Genomic DNA, 22,862 nt, shown 5'->3' on the forward strand with positions numbered 1-22,862 from the left:
CGACACGGTCCATTGATCGTGACTATTTTCGAAATGACTTTGATTCGGAAATTATATCAGCCATATGTTTGTGATCTTCGAATACTAAATTCACACGCCATCTGCACTGATTGCATCGGGATGCCTCACCCATGAGAACGTTGCCACCCCATTCAGATTTATGACATGCAGGACTCAATGTCAGCCGAAAGAATGGGCACAGATTCTGCCAAGGCGACGTCAATCCGATTCAAATTGAAGAATGGCATCGGCAAGCAATCTGGCACGGAAGTATCGTAGGGGTTAATGGCTTTTGCGACACAGAGATCAACCTTGACGACTCTTCCGACGCCATTCAGCCTAATTCTCGGCCAAGCACGTTGAACATTGGTATCCCAATCTCTCAAGGCAACGCCGGGTATCACAGATATCTCTTCTATTTCTTCCAGAAAAACATACGACCCACTTTGGCAGACAGGCAAACCTACCGGAAAAGAAGAGCCTTCTTCACCTTGCCTAATTGAATTCACCATATAAACCCACGGCGTTATTCCCCAGCAAAGAATCATCAATCCAGCTTGAAACAACTCGTTGGCAATCTCAGTGGTTGTAAAACTGTTCAAAAGATCGTGTTTGCCATGCCCCAGCTTCTTGACAATGAATGAATTAAAAAGATTTTCATCAACGCCAAGAAATCCTAGTTGATCATAGCTTTCGTATACAAACGAATTTGCACGAAGTTGCGGCGTAGTTTTTTCTTCTTTGCAGAAGATCAGATGAATAAAAAGAATTTCGGAATAAACAACCCCTCTCGTCTCATATTCCTCTGCAGTACAGCTCCTACCGATCAAAGGCACATATCGGCGCGCGGAAACATGCATTTCAAAACGCCCCCCGCGTCTCACCGCATCCGGCAGATCAATATCTATTGCCAGATTGGACAATGCGACGCCAGATCGCAAATCAACTTCATATTTCCTCTCATAAATCAGATCGCCGTCAATGTATTTCCTACTGCTTTGAACCAACGCGTCAACATACTCAACAGTCAACACCGACCTATAATCAAAACCAAGACCATCCACAAAGTGGAAAACATCGATATTATCTAATTTTCCGTCGTGCGACGCAGACAAACACGCAGCAGACAAATGCTTGGAAGCTTGATAAAAATAATTATTAACTTCCATTTTCAACACGCCCCTCCTTTGGATCGAGCCCAAGCCTTAGTTTTTTCCCACGCTTCAGCTGGCGAGACATTTGCAGCAAGCAGCGCTCCCTTCGTACCATCTGCCTTCAACAAATGCAGATCGCCTCGCACATCTGCGATATCTGGGTTGTTGTAGTGCTTTCCAAGGCTTTCCAACCAAGAACTCGCACTCGCATTAGCCGGAAGCTGTCCCGGTTTAACTACCGGTTTGGTCGCTGTTCCATAACCGTTATAACCGTGCATCTTGCTGTGTTCAAGACCCGTCCATTGAGAGTTATTCCAAAACATAGCAGGAACACCGGTTTGAGAGTTTAAAGGATGCACTCCCAAATGTGTGGCAACCTGCCATGGTGCCATATGATGTCCTTGCCCCACAGGGTTGGACAACGGCATCAATCCTAAAGGATCAGACCACGACACCGGGTTAGGTGAATAACTACCCAGATTGATGCCCCCCAACATTCCGATGGGATCCAAGCTTATGAATCGACCGATATCTGCATCGTAATACCGAAAGGTGTTGTAGTGCAGCCCCGTTTCATGGTCCAGGTACTGCCCCTGAAAGCGCAAGTTCTGCTGTTTGCCGCCTTCTTCAGGAATGTCCCCCTGCGTCTGGTTAGGCAAAGTGGCACCACTCAGGTGGCGCGCCTGCCAAGTTTCCTCCACAGTGCTGCCCCAGGTCCTGTAGTGGGCATGCCACACCAATTGGCCCTGGGCATTGCTCAGCTCTTCAGGCAGCCCGATTTGGTCGGTGTGGAAGTAATACACTGCACACAACTTGACCTGCGCCTGGACGCCGTCTGTTCCTGTGGCCAATGCTTGGCGCTGCGACTGCGTGTCAAGCGCAGCCCAGTAACGAGACTCTTCGTCGTTGGCGGCGGCGGGCGATGGAGATAGTGGACAGATATTGCGGCCGACATCGCTTGCATGGCGTATGTCAGCCGCTACCGTTTTTGACACAGATGCTAACGGCCCATCCGCGATGGCACCCAACCCTCCGCGCGCCGTCCTGCCCCCGTCAGCGTCCAATCGCGCCAGCGGTACACCGCTACCTGGTTCGTATATGTAGCTGATAGCTCTGGCGGCCCGTCGCTCTTCGATCAGGCGCATGCTTTCCCAGATGAACACTGTCGTGCCGAACGCGTCGTGCTTGGCCACCCTGCGTCCTATGGCGTCGTAGTCAAACCGGGTGCTCTGCGTGGTCTGGTGTTCCGTGCCAGGGCGCCGCGTGGTGGCAACTTCGACCAAACGGTTCTCTTCGTCCCAGAAGAAGGTCTGGTCCGTGTGCCTGCCACTGAGTTTGCGTACCAGCCGACCGTGGCCATCGTAGAAGTAGCGTTTGTCTTCATACACCCGCACCAGGTTGTCGCGCACGTAGCCCGCTTGCAAGTGCTGAGTGCGATTGGCCAAGGCGGCCTGACTCTGGTTGTCCAGTATGTTGCCGGCCGGGTCGTACTGGAAGGCTTCGCTGTGGGCTGCGGGTTGGCCTGGGCTGGCAGGCGTGCCTGCAAATGGCTGCCGAATGGTGTGCTCCACACGGCCTGTAGCATCGTAGCGATGGCCCGTGTCGCCACGCAGGCTGTGGCGGCTTTGGCGAAGCTCGCCCACCTTGTCGTAGGCGTAGGCCTTCATCAAGCCGTCCAGAGGGTTCTGCTCGTGGGTCCCAGCACTCAGTACCGCACGTTGCCAAGGCGTGTCGCTGGCCCGGAATGGCGGAGCATGCTGGTCTGCGGATTGGCTCCAGGCCCCCAGCCTGCGGCCCAGCGGGTCCAGGGCATAGCGGGTCTGCACCTGGCCCTGGGTGCGGTGGACCTCGCGGTGCAAGGCGTCACGTTCGATATCGCTGATGAGCTGGTGCACCGCCAGCGCATCCGGGCTTTGGGTATCACGCTGGCTGTAGTTGATCTGGTGCAGGTGCCCCGACCCATAGTGCAGGTAGTTCAGCGCTCGTTCGATGTGCGGGCGCCCTGCCAGGGCGGGCAGCAGCGTCTGGGTGCGGTTGCCCAGCGCATCGTGGCTGTGTTGCAGGGCATGGCTTTGGCCGGTCACTTCATCGGTGCTGATTTCCTCCACCAGGTTGCCGACCATGTCGTACGCGAACTTGCTGGTGTGCAAGGGCTTGAGGCTGCCGTCTTCCTGCAAGGCCAGTTTCCTGGCCTGCGTCAGTTGGTCCAGGGGGTCGTAGCTGTAGTGATAGTGATGCCGCGCCGTGCGCTTTTCCACTAGGCGGCCCGCCGCGTCGCGCAGAAGCTCGGTGCGCAAGACGCCTGTGGGTTGAAGGCCTGGCAACGCGCCAGCGGGCAAGTCGTCGGCGCCCGGGTGATGGTTGACGGCCACAGGCCATCCATTGGCGTCGTACTCCACCGTCACGCGCTGGCCGCCGACGCGGGTCTCCTCCACCATGCGGTCAGCGGCGTCGTAGGTAAAGCCGTAGTGCTGGCCGTTTTCGTTGACCAGCGTGCTCAGCCGATGGGCGGCGTCGTAGGTCAGCGTGACGCCGCGCTGTTCTTCATCGATCTGTGTATGCAGTTGACCACGCTGGGTGTAGCTCCAGTGGCGGGTGCGTGGCTGGGCGTCGGTGTGCGCCACCGGGCGTCCGGCAGCATCGTAACGCCAGCTTTGCGTGGTGCCATCGGCCAGCGTGAGCGTGAGCAGTTCGCCCGTGGGGCCATGCCCCAGCGATGTGGTGTGCCCCAGCGCATCGACAACACGCTGGAGATGGCCCGCGCCGTCATAGTGGTACTGGGTGCGCTGGCCCGAGCAATCCACATATTCCACCAGCAGGCCGCGTACGTCATGGCGCAGCTTCTTGACTCCGCCTTTGCCGTCCCGGACCTGCAGCAGCAGCCCGTTGCCGTCGTACGCATACTCTGTCGTGGTTCCATCGGGCGCATGTGCCAGGGTGCACAGGCCCAGTGGGTTGTACTCGTAGCGCCATATGGTTCCATCGGGCAGCGTGACTGCCAATGGCTCGAACCAATTGGTGTCCCACAGGGTGCGAGTGCGCCGACCCAGGGCATCGATCTCGGCAGTTCGCATGCCGTTGTAGTCGTACTCGAACCTGAGGCTCTGCCCGCCGGGGGGAATGCATTCCAGCAGCTCTCGCGCAGGGCTCCACCGCAGGTTCCAGCTTTGACCCAGCGGGTTGGTGTAGCGCGTCAGGTTGTAGAGCTCGTCCCACTGCCATTCTTGCCGACGGCCCAGTTGGTCGACGGATACCGTGATACCGCGGGGTGGCAGTGTGTTGGCCTGAGCAGCCTTCTGCGCATCTGCGCTGTCCAACTGGCCGTACCGGATGTCGTAGCTCTCTCCATCGCTGGTCCAGTGGCGCACCACGCGGCGGTCGCGGCCTGTCAGCGTCATCCAGGGGCTTGCGGGCGCCAAGCCCTCGAGAATTGGCCCCCCTGCTTGTTCAACGGTTTCCCACACGTAGCTCGACTCGAGCCCCGCAGCGTCCACCTGCCAGGTCATCAGACCATCCGTATAAGCGAACTGGCGTATCACGCGGCCGGTCCTGTCCAGCACCTTGACCAGCTGGCCGCTGGCGTCGTACTCGTAACTCGCGAGCAGGCCTGTCCGCTCGCCCGACACCCCCTGCAGTAGGCCGATGTGCGTGACACGGCCTGACGCCTCATGGAGCTTGAATTCGATGATGCGGCCAAGATGGTCCGTCATGCGCACCAGCCGCTGGAGTGCATCGCGCCGCAGCCGTACCCAGTGGTTAAAGCGGTCCTGGATGCGCTGCAGCCGCAACATCTGCGTGCCCGCACCGCCTGCGCCATCGACTGGAAGCACGGGCCCATGCACTGGCCCGAACTGGTAGCGAATGTGGTCGAGGTCCACCACTTCGTATGCCCCACCGGGAGTGCAGTTAACGATGTACCCTTCTGCCGTATTGAAGAATGCGTTTCCTGGCTCCACCCAAGGCAGGTTGACGCGCCGTCCCTGCCTGCTTACAAAAATGAGAGAGCCGGATGCAGCCGCCGAGGGCGGGGTGACATGAAGCTCCATGTCGAACGGAAGTGACCACCCTTTCCCATGAATGGTATCTGTGCGGTGATCATGGCTGCTGTAGAAGCGGGCCCATTCAATGCCCATGGGGCCTGGCAGCACAAAATCCGTATCGCCTGATCCGTCGAGGATCTTCCCGCCCGTCATGGGAATCACCGGGCGCCCCATCACCCATTGAATGCCCCTGGCGGCCGCGTCGCCGATGTAGTTGCCGACGACTGCCATGCCCATACAGCCCAGTTTGGCCGGCAAGCTGCCGCGCCCCAGCAATGCAGGGGCAAACTCCAGCGCCGTCTCCCACATGTCTTTGTCATCGGCGATGTTCAGATACTGGGTCTTGTTTCCTCCTACGAGCACGTTGTCCGAACCAGTGACGATCTGGGCTGCGCACATGAGCTTGTCGCCCTTGCGGGCTGCAGGGCCGGTTTCGATGAACACCGAGTCGCTGCCCTCCGCAATCTTGTTGGGCTCTGGCATGGGGTGCTTCGAGCACACGGCGGAGTCCAAAATGGCGCGCATGGCCTCGCGCTGGTTGATGAGGACCGTGGCAGCACCTTTGATGCCAAGCGCGCCGGTGATGTCCATCTCACCAATGCCCTCGGTCATTTCCTGTATTTTTTTCTCTTTGTAGTCGTTCCACCCTGTCATCCGGCCTATGAAGCCAGCTACCGCCCCACTGATGACCATGCCGGCGCACGTCGTGCCCAGAAATGCAAAAGCCGCACCAAAGGTCACGGCGGCACCCGCCAGAGGCGCAGCCACCACCGCGACCGCGGCGATGGCCCCCGCCACCAGCAGCCCCTCGGCCACCATGGAACCCACACGCAGCGCCGTGCGAGCCAGCCGCGCCCACACCCCCACGTGACCGATTTCGTCCTTCATGCGAGCCGCAGCCATGCCTCCCATCTGTGGGTCCTGTCTTTGGTGGTGTTGGTGAAAGGAGGTAGCTTTTGCTCAGTGAACAGGCGGTCAGGTCGCGTTACTTGGCATGAAGCTCAAAGCTGCCGAGCACGGCGTCCACGATCTGCAGGTGCTCGGGTGTCAGCGGGGCCGGAGATGTGAAGGTAAAGCTCAACATCTTCCGGGTGTCCGGCAGCTGAAAAATCGCCTGCACGTGATGGAGCGTCTGACCTTGCTGCTTGTAGCTGACCGGAAACCGCACCCCATCGATCTTTGCGCGCACGCCCAGCTTTTGCGGTTCCGGCACACCTTTGCTGAACTTGCTCACTTGCTTGGCTGCCAAGGCCATCTGCCGGTCCACAAACTGCGCGGGGGTCTCGTCGACCTCCAGGTCTTCGCGCGTGATGACGATCGTCAGGCCTCCTGACGCGGGGCTGGGCATCAGGACATGCACCGTTCGGTCGAGCGAGTAGTCCGGGGTATTGATGAACCCCTCGTTGAAGTGGTAACGCATAGGAAATAGGAGGTGGTTGTAGAGCCTGCAGCGGCGTGCCTTTGGCACACCGCCCGCACACCGTCAGCTGCAGTTGAGGTTGATCTTTTTGCCAAACTCATCGAGGTCGTCGTCGAACTTCAGCAGTCCCTTTTTCACACCAACGATCTCGATGTCCCCTTCATCGGTGAGCTTGATGTAGGCCTTGCCGCCACCCACGACCAGCGTGATGCTCTCGGCCGCCTCCAGCCGTATGTGTTTGCCAGCCTTGATGAGGACCGAGTCATCGTCAGCGCGCACATTGACGTTCTGCTTGCCGATGACTGTGGCATCTGCTGTGGTGGAGGCCACAGTGATGTTCTGCTTGGCCGTGAGGTTCATGTTGCCGGACTGCGCCTCATGGGCCACGTCACCCGTGGACACGGTGGTGCGCTGCCCCCCCTCGGAGACGTGCGTGAGCATGCCGCCTTTGGCCAACAGCGTGAGTTGCTGCTGGGTCGAGGTGGTGATCGGTCCCTTGCCATGCACCGACACGCTCTGGCCCGAGCTGATGACGATGGGTTTGGGGCTGATCATCGACTGCCCCTCGGGACTGACGATGGACACGATGGGCTTGCTGATGTCCTGGGATTTGGCCTGTATTTCCAAAGCCTGCGGCATCGCCGGATCGGTGTCCATCGGCATGACCAGCTCGGGCCCCGCGCCCGCAGTGCTCCCGCCCGACACGAACGAGGACACAGCCGCAGCCATCTGCCCCAGCGATGTCGCAGCAGCCGCCTTGCCCACCATGGACTGAATGCCTGACGCCAGCTCGCTCATGTGCGCCATCTTCAGATTGTTGATGCTGCCGATGACGGATTCCATGGATGCCACAGCGCTTTTGGCTTGGGCCATCAAGCCCTGAGAGGACTCCAGCCCGGCACCCAGATTGGCAAAGCCGTCCGGACTTTCATGCGCAACCTTCTGCATGAAGTCCTGCGTATACGTCGTGATCAGCAGCCCCTTGTCCGCCCGAATCGCACCCCACTCATTGGTGCGCAGCTCGAAGCCATAGCTTCGCTTGGCCTCGGTGCTCTGGTTCATCAGGTAACCCATGTGCAGATGGGTGTTGCCGTGGTCCGTGGACAGCTCGATGTGCTCGATGCCCTTCTGGTCCTCGAACCGCAGCATGTGCTTGCCGCCGCCGCCCTTGCTCCAGTTGGTCTGAAAGCCCGACTGCGTCTTGTGCTTGGGCAGCTCCCACGGGGGCATCTGGTCGTTGTTGTAGACGCGGCCGGTGATGATGGGGTAGTCAGGGTCGCCGTTCAAGAAGTCGACGATGACTTCCTGGCCGATGCGGGGTGTGAAGATGCCGCCGTATTTCGCGCCGGCCCAAGGGTGCGACACGCGGATCCAGCAGCTGGAGTTTTCGTCCATGGCACCGATGCGGTCCCAGTGGAACTGCACCTTGACCCGGCCGTACTTGTCGGTCCAGATTTCCTCGCCGGGCGGGCCGACGACCACGGCCGTCTGCGGGCCCTGGCTGCGGGGCTTGGGCGTGACGCGCGGCGGCGTGAAGGCCAGGCTGGTGGGCTGCGCCTTCAGCACGAAGCGCTGGATGGACCCCACCTCGTCCTTGGTGGTCTTGGGCGTGGGTTTGGCGATGCTGCTGACTTCGGGGTTTTCCTGAAAGTGGTACTGAACCGCGGTAATCAGGTACTGCTGGTTCTGGTCCTCGCGCGGATAGTTCTCCAGGCTGAAGGTGTAACCCGGCGTCAGAGCGCGGCAGCTCGATTTACCCTGCACCACGCTTTCGCGGGTGAGATTTTCCTGCAGGCGCACCCGCACGTACGTTTCGCCATCGCCGTACTCGGTATAGCCGCCCGGCCATTCATAAACTTCATGGCTGTCGTGCGCGTGGCCCATGGGCATCTTGCGCATATTCGACAGATCGGCCTTGGGCTTCTTGAAGTCGTAGTCGTCGTTGTAGTGGCGGCCCGACTTGATCTCTTCGGCCCGCTCCCACGCAAAGACACATTCCCGGTCGGAGATGGCGGCCTTCTCGGGCGGGTAGAACGGCAGCGTGGCGGCTCCCGGCAACGGACTGTGCGATGCCACGATGTCGTCCGCCAGCGTCAGCACGTGTTGGCCGGGCGAATGCTGGTGGTAGTAATAAATGCCCTCGTGCTCCATGAGCCGGGACACGAACTGGCAGTCGGACTCGTTGTATTGAACGCAATAATCCCAGGTACGATAAGTGCGGGTCAGCTTTTTCTCCAGCGGGTAACCATATTTACCGAGCACTTCTTCAATAATCTCTGGAACCGTCTTGTTCTGGAATATCTTGAAATCGCTTTTGCGTGTGGCCAGCCACAGCCAGGGGCTCAGGCGGGCCTTGTACGAGAACATGCGATGGTCCTGGCCCTGCATGCCGAAGCGGGTGACGATGGCGTCGATGTAGCGCTTGCCACCGCCTTCGGTCTCGACCACGACGGTGGCGTTCTTGCCCAGCAAGGCCTTGGGGTCGATGCTTTTGCTGTCGCTGAGCAAATCCACGTCCAGAGCGAATATCTGGCTGATTTCCTCAGTGCCCTGCAGCTGCCTGAACTTGAGTTGGTCGCCCAATGGCGTTTGAATGGTGACGCGGCGTGTCATGTGCTGCAGACTTTGGAGCCCGTTGGTTCTAAGTGCTGCGGATGATAGCCATGAGAGCAGCAAATTCTCTTGACAACTGCGCTCAATAACTCCAAAAAATTACCGCAAAAGGTAACCAAGGTAACCAAGTTGGAATAATGGCGACGGTTTGCAACCATTCTGGGGCGCCGTCGTGGTGTGGTACCGCAGGTTCGCGCAGGGCGGGCTATGGCGCGGCGCCGGGCCAACTGCACAGCACCCTCTCGCGGCCGGTCGCCGGATGAACGTTGGTCGCGCCCTCCACCAGCCCGCAGCGGGCATAGAACCGCCGAGCGCGTTCGTTGGCCGTTGCCACGTGCAAGGTCCAGCCGTCAGGGCACAGGCGCTGGCAGATCTCCTGCACCATCGCGCCACCCATGCCCTGGCTTTGCGCGCCGGGCGCCACGAAAAGCTGGTGCAGATGGCGGCTCGGGATGTCCACCACCATGAAGGCCAGCAGGGCTCCGTCTGCGCGCTCGGCCAGCAGCGCGGTGCAGGGTGGGCCGAATTCGGCCCGCACCCGGTCTTCCCAGTGCGCTTGCGGTGCCACGGTGGCCACCGCCGGGTTGGCAGAACGCCAGGCCTCGCGCCAGAGGCGGGCCAGCCGGGGCGCATCCTGGCGCTGGGCGGGGCGCAGCACCACCGGCGGCACCAGGTCGGACAGGCGAAGGATCATCGCCGCATTGTGCCGGCGGCCGCGCCGCAGCGGGGTTGATGCGGGCAGGCTCCAGCCTGATCAGGCGTTCAGGCCCGGGGTCTCCGCGGGCGGCCATTCGCTCGGCCGCGAGCCCATCTCGGCCTCCACCTTGCGCAGCATGTCGGCCAGGGTCTTGCCGGGCTCCTGGCGGAACTGCTCGTCCATCACCACCAGGTCCACGATGCGGTCGATGCGAAAGCCCCGGAAGTCGCCGCGCAGTTCGCACCAGGCCGACAGCGTCCAGACCTTGCCCCAGTAGAAGCAGCCCAGCGGGCGCAGGCGGCGCAGGCTCGCGCGGCCCCGCACGTCGGCGTAGTTGACCTGCACCACGTGGCGGCTTTGCACCGCCTCGCGCAGCGACTGCAGGGTGGCCTGGGCCTGGGGGCCCAGCCCCACCGACGGCGCGTACAGCGCCTGCGACTCGGCCGCCACGCGCGCGGCCGGGGGCAGCACCGACAGGATCTTGCCCAGGGCGCCCTCCACCTCGCGCGCCAGCCCGGCATCGAGCCAGGCCTGCGCCAGCCGCGCGGCGGCCACCAGCGCGTTCGCCTCGCCCTGGCTGAACATCAGCGGCGGCAGCTCGAAGCCCGCGCCCAGGCGGTAGCCCACACCGGCTTCCCCCTCGATGGGCACGCCTTGGTGCTGCAGGTCCGCCACGTCGCGGTAGATGGTGCGCGCCGAGACTTCGAGCCGTTCGGCCAGGAAGGCTGCCGTGGACAGGCGCCGGCCGCGGATGAGCTGGACGATCTGGAAAAGGCGGTCAGCGCGGCGCATGGAGAGGGTTCATTATCAAAGCATTTCGGGCTGTGGCGCTCGCCTGGAAAGCGCCAGCAGCTATCAACAATATAGCGCCAGTTGCACCACCGAACCCCACCGCCACGGCCGCGGCCGCGCGCGGCGCTGGGGCGGGGGCGGCATCCGGCACCATGCTAGGGCTTGACGCCGATGTGGATGGCCACCTGGTCCGGGCCCTCGTAGGCCTCGAAGTCGGTGCCGAAGCGGCGCTGCACCTGGGGGTTTTCGGCAAAGTATTGCCAGATGCGCACCCAGGTGTCGATCACCATCTGGGGCATCTCGCCGGCCCCCGTGAAGACGAGGTAGTCGCCCGCCTGGATGTCGACGTGGGCGGCGCCCGGCACTGCCTGCGCCTGCGCCATGTCCGGCTCGGCGACGGCCACGCCGGCGGTCACGTCAAAGGCACCATGCTCGTTGGATTCGTAGCCGCTGTACACGCCGAAGATGCGGCCGTCGTCGCCCCGGCTGGGCAGCTTGCGCTCCCAGCTCTGGCTGAAGAAGCGGTTCCACAGGCCCCCAAGGCGTGCGATGGCGGGATTCATCTCTTCGCTGTTGCGCGTGCGCACGGCGATGCCGGCCACGCTGAAGGCGGGAATGCGGGTGGTAGCGGGATGGGTCATGACGGGTCCTCTCTCTTGTCGGGTTGGATGTGGTCAGCCGGCGGGCCCGATTTGCGGACCGGCCGGGGGTGTGCAGCTGCAAGACCCGCATGGTGCCGACCCGCTGCTGACACCCTGATGTCAGTAGCCTGCAGCCGCGCCGGCGGCGGGCGTACGGGGCTGCTGACACCCGGCGTCAGCAGCGAGTGGGCGTGTGGCTACCTGGGGTCCACGATGGCCGCCGTGGCCCGGCGCACCAGCGGCAGCACCAGCAGCAGTGTCGGAAAGGCCGCCATCCAGGACAGCGCCCACGAACTCATCCACAGGCGCAGGACGTCCACCGAGAGGCCCGCCACACGCAGGGTGCTGATGAGCGAGACGATGAAGGTCATGAGCAGCGACAGCAGCAGCGGCATGACCCAGGCTGCCGAGCGCGCAGGCAGCTTGCGCAGGCCGAGGAATGTCTTGGAGGAAGGCGTGGCAGCCGAAGGCCCCCCTGGAGAGGAGGGAGATGCGGGAGAAGATGCGGGAGATGGAGGAGGCGCGGACCCCGTGGATGGCGCGTAGGGCGTGGAGGGCCCGGTGCGGGGGGACGAAGGTTGGTTCATTGAAGTTCCATGAAGCAGGCCGGTCAGTCAAGGTGCCGTCCCCGCTGGCCTGCACGGCTGGCGGGAAACCACCACCCCGGCAGGGCCGGCGTTGGTTGGCACGTTGATTGACGTAAACGCTTACGGCAACCCATGAACCGGGCCGCAGCAGGATTCTATGCGGCTGGCGCGTCGCCGCGCAGTGGGGGTGTTGGTGATGGTGATGGTGGTGGCGCACCGCCCGCCAGCAGATGGCGTGTGATGTGCGCGGCCACTGCCGCGGCGTGCGTCTGGGCCAGGTCGTGGGCGCCGCCCGGCAGCACGTGCAGCTGTGCACGCGGCAGCAGGCTCTGCAGGCGCTCGCCCACTGCCACGGGGCTGATGGGGTCGGCATCGCCCCACAGCAGCAGCGCAGGCGTGCGCAGCGATGCCAGTTGGGGGGTCAGGTCCCAGCGCTCGCGGGCCATCCACGCGGGGAAGGCGGGGTTCGTGCGCATGAAATCCGGGCGCCAGTCGTGGGGGTGCAGGTCGTCGATGGGCACGCCGCCGGACGTGGCCACCAGCACCAGGTGCGTGAGGTGTTCGGGGCGCTGCAGGGTGGCCAGCACCGCCACCACGCCGCCCATGGACTGGGCGATCAGGGCACAGGGCTGGTCCATGTGCGGCGTGACCGCATCGACCAGGTCCTGCATGCAGCCGGCGGTGTGGGCGGGCATGTCCGCCGCCGCTGCCACGCCAAACCAGGGCCAGCCCGGCAGCACCCGCTCGGCCGGGAGCGCGACCGCGTCCGAGGCGGCGCGCCAGAACGCCGGGTTGCCGCCCACGCCGGGCAGAAAGATCAGCCGTGTGGGCGCGGTGGCGGTGGACACGATGACGCTCGTGCCCGCCGTTCAGTGGTCCTGGGCCGGGGCGGCCGCGGCAGCCGCTGCTGCATCGGCGTGCTCGGCCGGTGCTGCGGATTCAGCCGATGCCGCGGGAGCGGCGGTAGCTGCGGTAGCGGCGGGGACCGCAGAGGCCGACGCCGCGGCGGCGGCATCGGCGGCCTGCTGCGCACGCGCGGCATTCAGGCGGCGTGCGCGTTCGAGCTGCTGGCCCACCGTGCGCGCCACCATGCCGTACATGTCGGCGAAGGCTTCCAGCGTCTGGCCGCTGGCCTCGAAGGCGCGCAGCAGCGCTTCGTCCTTGGCGTTGCGGGCGGACCATTCGGCAAAGGCTTCTTCGAGGATGGCGTTGGCGGCATCGTCGCGGCCCCGCACCAGTTCGGTGTAGGTCTCGCGCGACATGCCCGATGCCTCGAACGCAGCCATCATGCGGTTGCGCAGCTTGGGCAACAGGTCTTCGGTGGCGCGGGCCTTGTTGTTCTTGCGGCGGCGGTAGACCTCCAGCAGTGCGTGGTGCACATGCTCGGGCGCCATGGCTTCCACCGGCTGACCGGCCAGGTCGTGGCGCTTGTCGCCGGCTGCCACGCTTTGCAGGTAGCGCGTGGAGCGGGTGTGAAGGCCCAGCGCCACCTTGAGCGCGTCGCGGTCGAAGGCTTCAGGATGCGCCGCCAGCAGGTCCTGGAAGACACCGCGCTTGAGCGGACGGAACACCGCGCCGAACAGATGCGGGTACAGGTCTGCCAGTTGCTCCAGCAGCGGGTGGGTGGTGCGTGGCGGCGTACGGGCAGCGCCGTCGCCGGCCGGCCCTTGCGCGGTTGCAGCATCGCCCTGCGGCGCTGCGCCCTGGCGCGGCGCGCCGCCCCGGCCACCACGGCGGTCACCACCGCCGCGGCGCTGGCCGCCCGAACGGCGGGCCCGCTCTGACGCTGGCGCACCCGCCGGCGCAGCCGACACGGCGCCAGCGGCTGCAGCGGCGGCCTCGGTGGACACGGGCTCAGCGGCAGCAGCAGGCGCCGTCGTCGCTGCGTTCGGTTGTTGTTCTTGTGCGGACACGGAATCGGTCATGGCGGTGCGAAAAAAGGGTGAGGTGTGGGGCGACAAAACCCTCAATCATGCCAGCGTTGGCAAAAATGCCCGCCAGCGGATGTAACCGGCATCACGCCAAGGCCTCGTCCAGCACCTCGATCCAGTGCCGCACCGGCGTGCCCGTGCCGCTTTGCAGATGGGTGATGCAGCCGATGTTGGCCGACAGGATCATGTCCGGCGGCTGCTCGCCGAAGGCCTCGGCCAGCACGCCCAGCTTGCGGTCGCGCAGCTGGTAGGACAGCCCGGGGTTCAGCACCGAATACGTGCCCGCCGAGCCGCAGCACAGGTGCGCTTCGTTGCGCGCAGCGCGCAGCTTGAAGCCCAGGCGCGCCAGGTGCACCTCCACGCCGCCCCGCAACTTTTGCCCGTGCTGCAGCGTGCAGGGCGGGTGGTAGGCGTACAGCACGTCGGCCGCAGGCTGCGCGCGGCCGGCGAGCTTGTCGGCCAGCTCGGGCAGCATGTCGGGCAGCAGTTCGGACAGGTCGCGCGTGAGCGCGCTGATGCGCGCAGCCTTGGCCGCGTACTGCGCGTCGTCCTTGAGGATGTGGCCGTACTCCTTCACGGTGACGCCGCAGCCCGAGGCGTTCATGACGATGGCCTCCACCCCGCCCTGCTCCACCAGCGGCCACCAGGCGTCGATGTTGGCGCGCATCTCGGCCATGCCGCCTGTCTGGTCGTTGAGGTGGAACTTCACCGCGCCGCAGCAACCCGCCTTGGAGGCGACCACGGTCTGGATGCCCGCCGCGTCCAGCACGCGTGCGGTGGCGGTGTTGATGTTGGGCATCATGGCCGGCTGCACGCAGCCCGCCAGCATCATCACCTTGCGCGCATGTTCGCGCGTGGGCCACGCGCCGGCGGGCTGCGGCGCGGGCACCTTGGCCTTGAGCGCCGCAGGCAGCAGGCCGCGCACCATCTGCCCGGCCTTCATCGCGGGGCCGAACAGGGGCGACGGCAAGCCTTCTTTCAACGCCCAGCGCAGCGCCTTCTCGCCCAGGGGGCGCGGCACCTTCTCATCCACGATCTTGCGGCCGATGTCCACCAGGTGGCCGTACTCCACGCCGCTCGGGCAGGTGCTTTCGCAGTTGCGGCAGGTCAGGCACCGGTCCAGGTGCATCTGGGTGCTGCGCGTGGGCTCGGCCCCTTCGAGCACCTGCTTGATGAGGTAGATGCGGCCGCGCGGGCCGTCCAGCTCGTCGCCCAGCAACTGGTAGGTGGGGCAGGTGGCGGTGCAAAAGCCGCAATGCACGCACTTGCGCAGGATGGCTTCGGCCTCCAGGCCATCGGCGCGGGCGCGGTATTCAGGGGAAAGTTGGGTTTGCATCGAGCATGCCTGACGGAAAGGGAGCGAAGGACCGGGTGATCGGGGTGCGGGCCGCAGCTACACGGCCGGGGGCGGCGGCAGCGGCACCACCTTGCGCCGCGGGTGCAGCAGCCGCGCGCGGTCGGCCCACAGCGGCGGCAGCGAGAGCACCAGAAGCACGAGCGCCAGCGGCACCACGAAGACAAAACCCACGCGGCTGAAGCCCGCCGCGCCCGCGATGCCGCCCACCAGGAACATGCCCAGCAGCCCCGCGAAGAGCCGCAGGCGCATCTGGTTGGCCCGCACCTGCGACTCGGGCGCGGTGCCGGTGCGGTTCCAGTAGAGCATCTTGCCCAGCTCGATGCCCAGGTCGGTCACCACGCCGGTCATGTGCGTGGTGCGGATCTGCGACGACGACATCTTGGTCACCGTGGCGTTCTGCAGGCCCATGATGAACGACAGCAGCAGCACCGTGACCGGCACCGCGAACGGCGTGGGCCAGCTCAGCGTGATCGCGCCCACCAGGCCGAACACCAGCATGAGCACGGCCACCAGCAGCAGGGGCAGCGCATAGCTGCTGTGCAGGCGCCGCTGCCGCGCCCAGTTCACCATCACCGACGTGGTCGCCGCGCCGCACAGGAAGGCCAGCAGCGCACCCACGGCGCCCAGCACCAAGGCCATGTTGCCCAGCACCAGGCTGTCGGCCAGCATGGAGACGAAGCCCGTCATGTGCGATGTGTACAGGTGCACCACCAGGAAGCCCCCGGCATTGACCGCGCCCGCGTTGAAGGCCAGCAGCAGGCCCAGCACGCGGTTGCTCGCCACCGTGCGGTGGTGCCCCGTCAGGTGGCGCAGATGTCGTCGCATGGCGTTGGCAGCAAGCACGTCCCGGGCCTACCAGGCCTGCGCCATGCGGCCGGGGTTGAAGATGCCCGCCGGGTCGAAGCTGTGCTTGAGGCGGGCGTGGATCTGCTCCAGCGCGCGGGATGGCGAGCCAGAATGGCCGCTACCGCTTTCTGGATCAGCGCCAGAAGCTATGAAAACAGTAGCACTCCCGCCCACGGCACGCGCAGCGTCGCGCAAGGCGTCGCCCGCCGAATCCGGTGCCTGCACCCAGCGCAGCGCGCCATGCCACTCGATGAGCGGCTGGGCCGCGGCGGGCAGGCTGAGCACCGGCGCGGTCTGCGGCAGCGACAGGCGCCACAGCGCGTGGCCGGGGCGCTGCGCGCGGTCGGTGAACCACGGCAGGGTCTGATCGCGGCAGGCGGTCCAGTCGGGCGCCGTGGTGGTGTTGTCAAGGCGCGTGCCGCCCATGCTGCGGCAGGCGGCCTCCACGGCCGCCACGGCGCCGCGCAGGCGCACGTAGAGCGTGCCCACAGCCCCGTCCTGCACCCAGCAGCTGGCGTTCAAAGGCAGCGGCTGGCCGCCCCAGGCGTGCAGCTTGCGCAGCGCGTCGGCCTGGTTGCATTCAAAGCGCAGCGTAGCCTCGGCCGGGGCGACCGGCAGCACCTTGAGGCTGACCTCGGTGAGCAGCCCGAGCGTGCCCCAGGCGCCCGCCATGAGGCGTGACACGTCGTAGCCCGCGACGTTCTTCATCACCTGGCCGCCAAAGCTGAGCAGCTCCGCGCGGCCGTTGAGCAGCGTGACGCCCAGCATGTAGTCGCGCACCGCACCCACGCTGGCACGCGCCGGGCCCGACAAACCCGCGGCGACCATGCCGCCCACGGTGGCGGCGTCCGAGGGCGCCTGGGCGAAATGCGGGGGCTCGAACGGCAGGCACTGGCCCTGTGCGGCCAGCGCGGCCTCCAGCTCGGCCAGCGGGGTGCCGGCGCGCACGGTGACGACCAGTTCGCTGGGCTCGTAGCTCACGATGCCGCGCAAGGTGCGGGTGTCGAGCACCTCGCCATGCAGCGCCAGGCCATGGAAGTCCTTGGTGCCTCCACCGCGGATGCGCAAGGGCGTCTGGTCGGCGGCGGCTGCGCGCACACGGTCGGCGATCTGGGCAAGGGCGTGGTCCATGCCTGGGATCGTAGCGGCAGGCACCTGCCGTGCGACGGCCTGGGCGCGTGAATTTTTTGAACAGCGCGCTGCAATTCGGCGGAGGTTGCCTTGGCCGCTGAAGATGCGGCGCTCGCCTTGGCGGCGTTCAAGCGGGCGTTCAGGGAGCGCTCAAGGGGCGTTCAAGGGGCGATCAGGTGGTCAGCGTGCGGGGCTGCACGGGTCTGCAGGCCCCGCCGCACGCGAAAAAAGCCCGCCAGGGCGGCGGGCTGAAGAACCAAGAGGAGTCACTCGCTTGTTCTTGTTGCAACGCTGCGGTGCCACCAGACACCGCAGCGCATCGGGCTGACGGGATCAGCGGTTGTACGCCGTCTCTCCGTGCGACGTGATGTCCAGACCTTCGCGCTCGGCTTCTTCCGAGACACGCAGGCCCACCAGCAGGTCGGCGATCTTGTAGGCGATGAACGCCACGACGCCGGACCACACGATGGTGAACAGCACGCTCTTGACCTGGATCCACACCTGGGCACCCATCGAGAACGTGTCGGGCGTCAGGCCGCCGGTACCACCCAGGCTTTGCGATGCGAACACACCGGTCAGGATGGCACCCAGGATGCCGCCCACACCGTGCACGCCGAACACGTCGAATGCATCGTCCACGTTGAGCAGGCGCTTGAGGCCACCCACACCCCACAGGCAGACCACACCGGCCAGCAGGCCCAGCACGATGGAACCCATGGGGCCCACGAAGCCAGCGGCAGGCGTCACGGCCACGAGGCCGGCCACGGCACCGGAGGCGGCGCCCAGCATGGAAGCCTTGCCCTTGTGCAGCGCTTCACCAGCGATCCAGCTCAGCGTGGCAGCGGCAGTGGCCAGCACGGTGTTCACGAAGGCCAGGCCGGCGCCAGCGTTGGCGGCACCTGCGGAGCCGGCGTTGAAGCCGAACCAGCCCACCCACAGCAGCGAGGCACCGACCATGGTCAGCGTCAGGCTGTGGGGCGTGAGGGCTTCCTTGCCGAAGCCGATGCGCTTGCCCACCATGTACGCGCCCACCAGGCCGGCGATACCGGCGTTGATGTGCACCACGGTGCCGCCTGCGAAGTCCAGTGCGCCGTCAGCCGCCAGCAGGCCGCCGCCCCACACGATGTGGGCCATGGGCACGTAGCTGAAGGTGAACCACAGCACCGAGAAGATCAGCACGGCGGAGAACTTGATGCGCTCTGCGAACGAACCGACGACCAGTGCCACGGTGATGGCCGCGAACGTGCCCTGGAACGCGATGAACACGTACTCGGGGATGGTGATCAGCGCGCCGAAGGTCTCCTGGGTCACGCCCTTGAGGAAGATCTTCTGGAAGCCGCCGAAGAACTTGCCCTCGCCGGAGAACGCCAGGCTGTAGCCGTAGATGGCCCACAGCAGGGAGATCAGCGAGAACACCACGAAGACCTGCATCAGCACCGACAGCATGTTCTTGCTGCGGCCCAGGCCGCCGTAGAACAGCGCCAGGCCGGGGATGGTCATCAGGATCACAAGCAGCGTGGAGGTCAGCATCCAGGCGGTGTCGCCGGAGTCGATCTTGGGCACGGGTGCGGCAGGGGCGGCCTCGGAGGCCGCAGCGGCGGGTGCCGGTGCAGCGACAGGTGCGGCGGCGGGGGCTGGCGCAGCGGCAGCAGGCGCGGCTTCTGCGGGGGCCGATGCCGCGGCATCAGCAGCAGGGGCCTGGGCCAGCACGGCGGACCCGCCGGACAGCAGACTCAACCCCAGTACGAAGGAAGCAAGCAGTTTTTTCATGGCATTTCTCTGGTGTCTGTGGCAACCGGGCCCTTTACAGGGCTTCCTTGCCGGTTTCGCCGGTACGGATGCGCACCACCTGCTCCAGGTGGGTCACGAAAATCTTGCCGTCGCCGATCTTGCCGGTGCGGGCGGCGGTTTCGATGGACTCGATCACGCGGTCCACCAGGTCGTCGGCCACCGCGGCTTCGATCTTGACCTTGGGAAGAAAGTCGACCACGTACTCTGCACCGCGGTACAGCTCGGTGTGGCCCTTCTGGCGGCCAAAGCCCTTGACCTCGGTTACCGTGATGCCTTGCACGCCGATGTCCGAGAGCGCTTCGCGCACCTCGTCGAGCTTGAAGGGCTTGATGATGGCTGTCACCATTTTCATTTTGGGATCCTCCGACAACGGGCGCAGCCTGCGCCCATCGAGACTGCTTACAGGGTTTTGGTGAGCGTGACGATCACGCGCGACTTGTTYACGTGGCCGAAGAAGGCCTTCTTGTTGGCGCCCACCACGGCAGCGCCGAGCGACAGGCCGCTGCCGAAGTCATACGCGCCGCCCACGCTGTAGTCCATNACGTGGCCGAAGAAGGCCTTCTTGTTGGCGCCCACCACGGCAGCGCCGAGCGACAGGCCGCTGCCGAAGTCATACGCGCCGCCCACGCTGTAGTCCATGTAGTTGGGCACGCCCGTGTCCTTGATGTCGCTGGCAAAGCGGGTGAAGCCCACCGATGCCTTCAGCGTGATGCTGGGGGCCACTTCCTGSGCGAACGCCAGGTTCAGGTAGCCGGTGTTGGTGCCCTTCAGGCCCGAGCCYGCCTTGGCGCCTGCGAAMCCGAAGTAGTCCTTGGAGATGGTGTGCGAGTACTTGGCGGTGAAGGGGCCCATGGTGGCCGCRCCGTACAGCTCGGTGGTGTTGCCGTTGCTGTTGCCGGGGTAGATGTAGGTCAGCGCGCCCACGTCGAAGTCGGCGCCGGCGGCCTTGAACTTGTAGCCGCCGTACAGGTCGGACTCGAGCGAGTTGTTGGCCAGCCAGTCCACGCTGGAGTTCCAGTTGCCCACGTACCAGCCGGTTTCGCCGAAGGTGTAGTCGAAGCCGCCTTGCAGGGCGGGCTTGACGGCCTTGGCCTTGGAGGCGTCCTGGTCCTGGCCACGGAACTTGTAGTTGGTGGTCAGGCTGACGTTGCCGGTGAGCTGGGCGCTGGCCAGCATGGGAAGAACCCAGAACGACCGCGCTCTGGCNACGGCCTTGGCCTTGGAGGCGTCCTGGTCCTGGCCACGGAACTTGTAGTTGGTGGTCAGGCTGACGTTGCCGGTGAGCTGGGCGCTGGCCAGCATGGGAAGGGTTGCAACAAGGGCAACGCCCAGGGTCTTGATGATGGCGCGGGTCATGTTTCCTCCGGTTGGACAAAGTAGGGACAGGGGCTCTAAGCACGGACCGTGCCACTGGCACGCCATGCCGCGCCGGGCCGTTGCTTCGCGTTACATGGATCCCCCGGTACAGTGAGGGGTTGTTCGCTCCGCGCTATGCACTTACTTGGTGCAAGGCGCGCACTACGCGCAACTAAAAACCACAAAACGCACCCATCTGGGGAGAATCTGCTTCATGAGTCTTGCTTTGGTGCAAAGCCGCGCCCTTCTGGGGCTGCAAGCGCCTTCGGTGACGGTCGAGGTGCATCTGGCCAACGGCCTGCCCAGCTTCACGCTGGTCGGCCTGGCCGAGGTGGAAGTGAAGGAAGCCCGCGAACGGGTGCGGTCGGCGCTGCAGAACGCGGGGCTCGAATTTCCGCACAACAAACGCATCACGGTGAACTTGGCGCCCGCGGATCTGCCCAAGGATTCCGGCCGGTTCGACCTGCCCATCGCTCTGGGCATCCTCGCGGCCAGCGGGCAGGTCGATGCCAGCAAGCTCAAGGGCTATGAATTCGCCGGCGAACTGTCGCTCTCGGGCGAGCTGCGCGCCGTGCGCGGCGCACTGGCCACCAGCCTGGCGCTGCAGGCCCAGCAGATCGACGTGCAACTGGTGCTGCCGCCCGGCAGTGCCGAAGAAGCCGCCCTGGTGCCAGACGCCCGCGTAGTGCGGGCCCGCCACCTGCTCGACGTGGTGCGTGCCTTCTTGCCGCCCGGCAGCGCGGCAGGGGGCGATGCCGACGTCGACAACGACGGCTGGAGCCGGCTGGAGCCCCAGCCGCTGACCGCCCACACCACGGGCCCCGACATGGCCGACGTGAAGGGCCAGGCCACGGCCAAGCGTGCGATGGAGATCGCCGCGGCCGGCGCGCACAGCCTGCTGATGGCCGGGCCGCCGGGCTCCGGCAAGTCGATGCTCGCACTGCGGTTTGCGGGCCTGCTGCCCGCGATGACGGTGCAGGAGGCGCTGGAGAGCGCGGCCATCGCCAGCCTGGCGGGGCGCTTTCACCCCGAGCGCTGGGGGCAAAGGCCGACCGGCAGCCCGCACCACACGGCCAGTGCGGTGGCGCTGGTGGGAGGGGGGTCACCCCCGAAGCCGGGCGAAATCTCGCTGGCACACCACGGCGTGTTGTTCCTCGATGAACTCCCCGAATTCCCGCGCGCCGCTCTGGAAGCCCTGCGCGAGCCGCTGGAGACCGGCCACATCACGATATCGCGGGCCGCGCAGCGCGCGGACTTTCCGGCGCGCTTTCAGATGATCGCTGCGATGAACCCCTGCCCCTGCGGCTTTTTGGGCTCCACGCAGCGCGCCTGCCGCTGCACGCCGGACCAGATCAGCCGTTACCAGGGCAAGCTCAGCGGGCCGCTGCTGGACCGCATCGACCTGCATGTGGAAGTGCCCGCCCTGCCCGCCGACCAACTGGTGCAGGCGCCCGCCGGGGAGTCGACCACCGCCATCCGCGAGCGGGTGGAGCGCGCCCGCGCTGTGGCCCTGGCACGCCAGGGCAAGACCAACCAGGCGCTGCAGGGCCAGGAGATCGACACGCACGTGCAGCTGGACGACACGGCCGTGAAATTCCTCAACACCGCCGCCGCCCGCCTGGGCTGGTCGGCGCGCAGCACGCACCGCGCCCTCAAGGTGGCGCGCACCATCGCCGACCTGGCGGGCGCGCCCACCACCGCAGTCAGCCACGTGGCCGAGGCGGTGCAGTACCGGCGCGTGCTGCGCAGCCCGGCGTAGCGCTGTGCGCAGGGGCCCCACACGGCAGCGACGGCATCACCCTGCCAAAACTATAAAATCCATAGCAAACAAGGCTTTCAGAACCTGCGGCAGGGCCTGATCTACATCAACCACTGCGTTTGCTTCGGACTCTGGCCCGCCTCCCACTCTGCACAATCGCCCCATGCCCAGCGCTCGCCCCTCCAAGAAAACCGCCGCCGCAGCAGCACCCGCCACCCCCTCGGCCGAGCCCTTCACCGAGTCGGTGGACACCGGCTTTCTGCGCACGCTGGTGGGCTACAACGCGCGCCGTGCGTCGCTGGCCGTGATCGAGGTCTTCATGGAGCGCATGGCGGTGTACCGCCTGAAGGTGGTGGATTTCTCGGTGCTGTCGCTGGTGGCGCACAACCCGGGCATCACGTCGCGCCAGCTGTGCGCCACGCTCAACGTGCTGCCGCCCAACCTGGTGGGTCTGATTGCGGCGCTGGAGCGGCGCGGGCTGATCGAGCGCCGCCCGCACCCGAGCGACGGCCGTGCGATGGGGGTGCACCTCACGCCCGCAGGGGCCGAGCTGACCGCCCAGGCCGAGCAGACCGCCGCGCAGCTGGAGGTGGACGCCACCGCCAGACTGACCGCCGCCGAGCGCACCACGCTGATCCGGCTGCTGCAAAAGGTCTATACGCAAAGCGCTTCGTAGCGCGCGGGCTGGGGGCACGGCCACAGGGCCACAGGGCCCCACAGCCACACCGCAGCGGCAGCCCAGCACGG

At 65.3% G+C, this 22,862-nt stretch carries 17 protein-coding genes and 1 pseudogene; 2 read left to right on the top strand and 16 right to left on the bottom strand.

Features of this window, described 5'->3' with window-relative positions; genetic code table 11:
- Positions 1-158: 158 nt before the first annotated feature.
- From ASG27_RS26420 to ASG27_RS00740, 16 genes and pseudogenes are all read right to left on the bottom strand, one after another.
- Positions 159-1,175 (bottom strand): hypothetical protein, encoded by a 1,017-nt coding sequence (locus tag ASG27_RS26420; protein WP_156370391.1) that lies wholly within the window; start codon positions 1,173-1,175, stop codon positions 159-161.
- The gene (locus ASG27_RS00670; RefSeq protein WP_162240413.1) at positions 1,172-6,082 is read right to left on the bottom strand and encodes an RHS repeat-associated core domain-containing protein; all 4,911 of its coding nucleotides are present in this window, start codon (positions 6,080-6,082) and stop codon (positions 1,172-1,174) included. Before ASG27_RS00670 ends, ASG27_RS26420 begins: the two co-directional genes overlap by 4 nt.
- Positions 6,083-6,179: 97 nt before the next feature.
- The gene (locus tag ASG27_RS00675; RefSeq protein ID WP_056410295.1) at positions 6,180-6,614 is read right to left on the bottom strand and encodes a DcrB-related protein; all 435 of its coding nucleotides are present in this window, start codon (positions 6,612-6,614) and stop codon (positions 6,180-6,182) included.
- Positions 6,615-6,677: 63 nt separating this feature from the next.
- Positions 6,678-9,227, bottom strand: a complete 2,550-nt coding sequence (gene tssI, locus ASG27_RS00680; protein WP_056410297.1) for a type VI secretion system tip protein TssI/VgrG — start codon at positions 9,225-9,227, stop codon at positions 6,678-6,680.
- Positions 9,228-9,432: 205 nt separating this feature from the next.
- Positions 9,433-9,921 (bottom strand): GNAT family N-acetyltransferase, encoded by a 489-nt coding sequence (locus ASG27_RS00685; protein ID WP_056410298.1) that lies wholly within the window; start codon positions 9,919-9,921, stop codon positions 9,433-9,435.
- Between the two features lie 60 nt (positions 9,922-9,981).
- A complete protein-coding gene (locus tag ASG27_RS00690; RefSeq protein WP_056410300.1) occupies positions 9,982-10,716 on the bottom strand; it encodes a helix-turn-helix transcriptional regulator in 735 nt (244 codons plus the stop codon).
- 155 nt (positions 10,717-10,871) lie between these two features.
- Complete coding sequence (locus ASG27_RS00695) at positions 10,872-11,357, bottom strand: GyrI-like domain-containing protein (protein WP_056410302.1); 486 nt, start codon at positions 11,355-11,357, stop codon at positions 10,872-10,874.
- Positions 11,358-11,554: 197 nt separating this feature from the next.
- A complete protein-coding gene (locus tag ASG27_RS25665) occupies positions 11,555-11,944 on the bottom strand; it encodes a DUF2798 domain-containing protein (protein WP_082485687.1) in 390 nt (129 codons plus the stop codon).
- Between the two features lie 155 nt (positions 11,945-12,099).
- Positions 12,100-12,792 (bottom strand): alpha/beta fold hydrolase, encoded by a 693-nt coding sequence (locus ASG27_RS00705; protein ID WP_056410306.1) that lies wholly within the window; start codon positions 12,790-12,792, stop codon positions 12,100-12,102.
- A gap of 21 nt (positions 12,793-12,813) precedes the next feature.
- Positions 12,814-13,869 (bottom strand): ProQ/FINO family protein, encoded by a 1,056-nt coding sequence (locus ASG27_RS00710; RefSeq protein ID WP_082485688.1) that lies wholly within the window; start codon positions 13,867-13,869, stop codon positions 12,814-12,816.
- A 91-nt stretch (positions 13,870-13,960) separates the two neighbouring features.
- Complete coding sequence (gene glcF, locus ASG27_RS00715) at positions 13,961-15,211, bottom strand: glycolate oxidase subunit GlcF (protein ID WP_056410308.1); 1,251 nt, start codon at positions 15,209-15,211, stop codon at positions 13,961-13,963.
- A 57-nt stretch (positions 15,212-15,268) separates the two neighbouring features.
- On the bottom strand, positions 15,269-16,057 hold the full coding sequence (locus ASG27_RS00720) for a YoaK family protein (protein ID WP_056410310.1): 789 nt from the start codon (positions 16,055-16,057) through the stop codon (positions 15,269-15,271).
- A 27-nt stretch (positions 16,058-16,084) separates the two neighbouring features.
- Positions 16,085-17,209: a glycolate oxidase subunit GlcE gene (gene glcE, locus ASG27_RS00725; protein WP_056410311.1), complete on the bottom strand. Its 1,125-nt coding sequence runs from the start codon at positions 17,207-17,209 to the stop codon at positions 16,085-16,087.
- Between the two features lie 333 nt (positions 17,210-17,542).
- The gene (locus ASG27_RS00730; RefSeq protein ID WP_056410313.1) at positions 17,543-18,979 is read right to left on the bottom strand and encodes an ammonium transporter; all 1,437 of its coding nucleotides are present in this window, start codon (positions 18,977-18,979) and stop codon (positions 17,543-17,545) included.
- A gap of 34 nt (positions 18,980-19,013) precedes the next feature.
- A complete protein-coding gene (glnK, locus tag ASG27_RS00735) occupies positions 19,014-19,352 on the bottom strand; it encodes a P-II family nitrogen regulator (RefSeq protein ID WP_015012094.1) in 339 nt (112 codons plus the stop codon).
- A gap of 189 nt (positions 19,353-19,541) precedes the next feature.
- Positions 19,542-20,176, bottom strand: a pseudogene (locus tag ASG27_RS00740) (TorF family putative porin); the annotation flags it as partial.
- Positions 20,177-20,570: 394 nt separating this feature from the next.
- Here ASG27_RS00740 and ASG27_RS00745 point away from each other — a divergent pair.
- Positions 20,571-22,115, top strand: a complete 1,545-nt coding sequence (locus ASG27_RS00745; RefSeq protein WP_056410317.1) for a YifB family Mg chelatase-like AAA ATPase — start codon at positions 20,571-20,573, stop codon at positions 22,113-22,115.
- A 163-nt stretch (positions 22,116-22,278) separates the two neighbouring features.
- Positions 22,279-22,791, top strand: a complete 513-nt coding sequence (locus ASG27_RS00750) for a MarR family winged helix-turn-helix transcriptional regulator (protein ID WP_056410319.1) — start codon at positions 22,279-22,281, stop codon at positions 22,789-22,791.
- The last annotated feature ends 71 nt before the right edge of the window (positions 22,792-22,862 follow it).

This window comes from Acidovorax sp. Leaf191 (assembly GCF_001424425.1).
GTDB lineage: Bacteria > Pseudomonadota > Gammaproteobacteria > Burkholderiales > Burkholderiaceae_C > Acidovorax.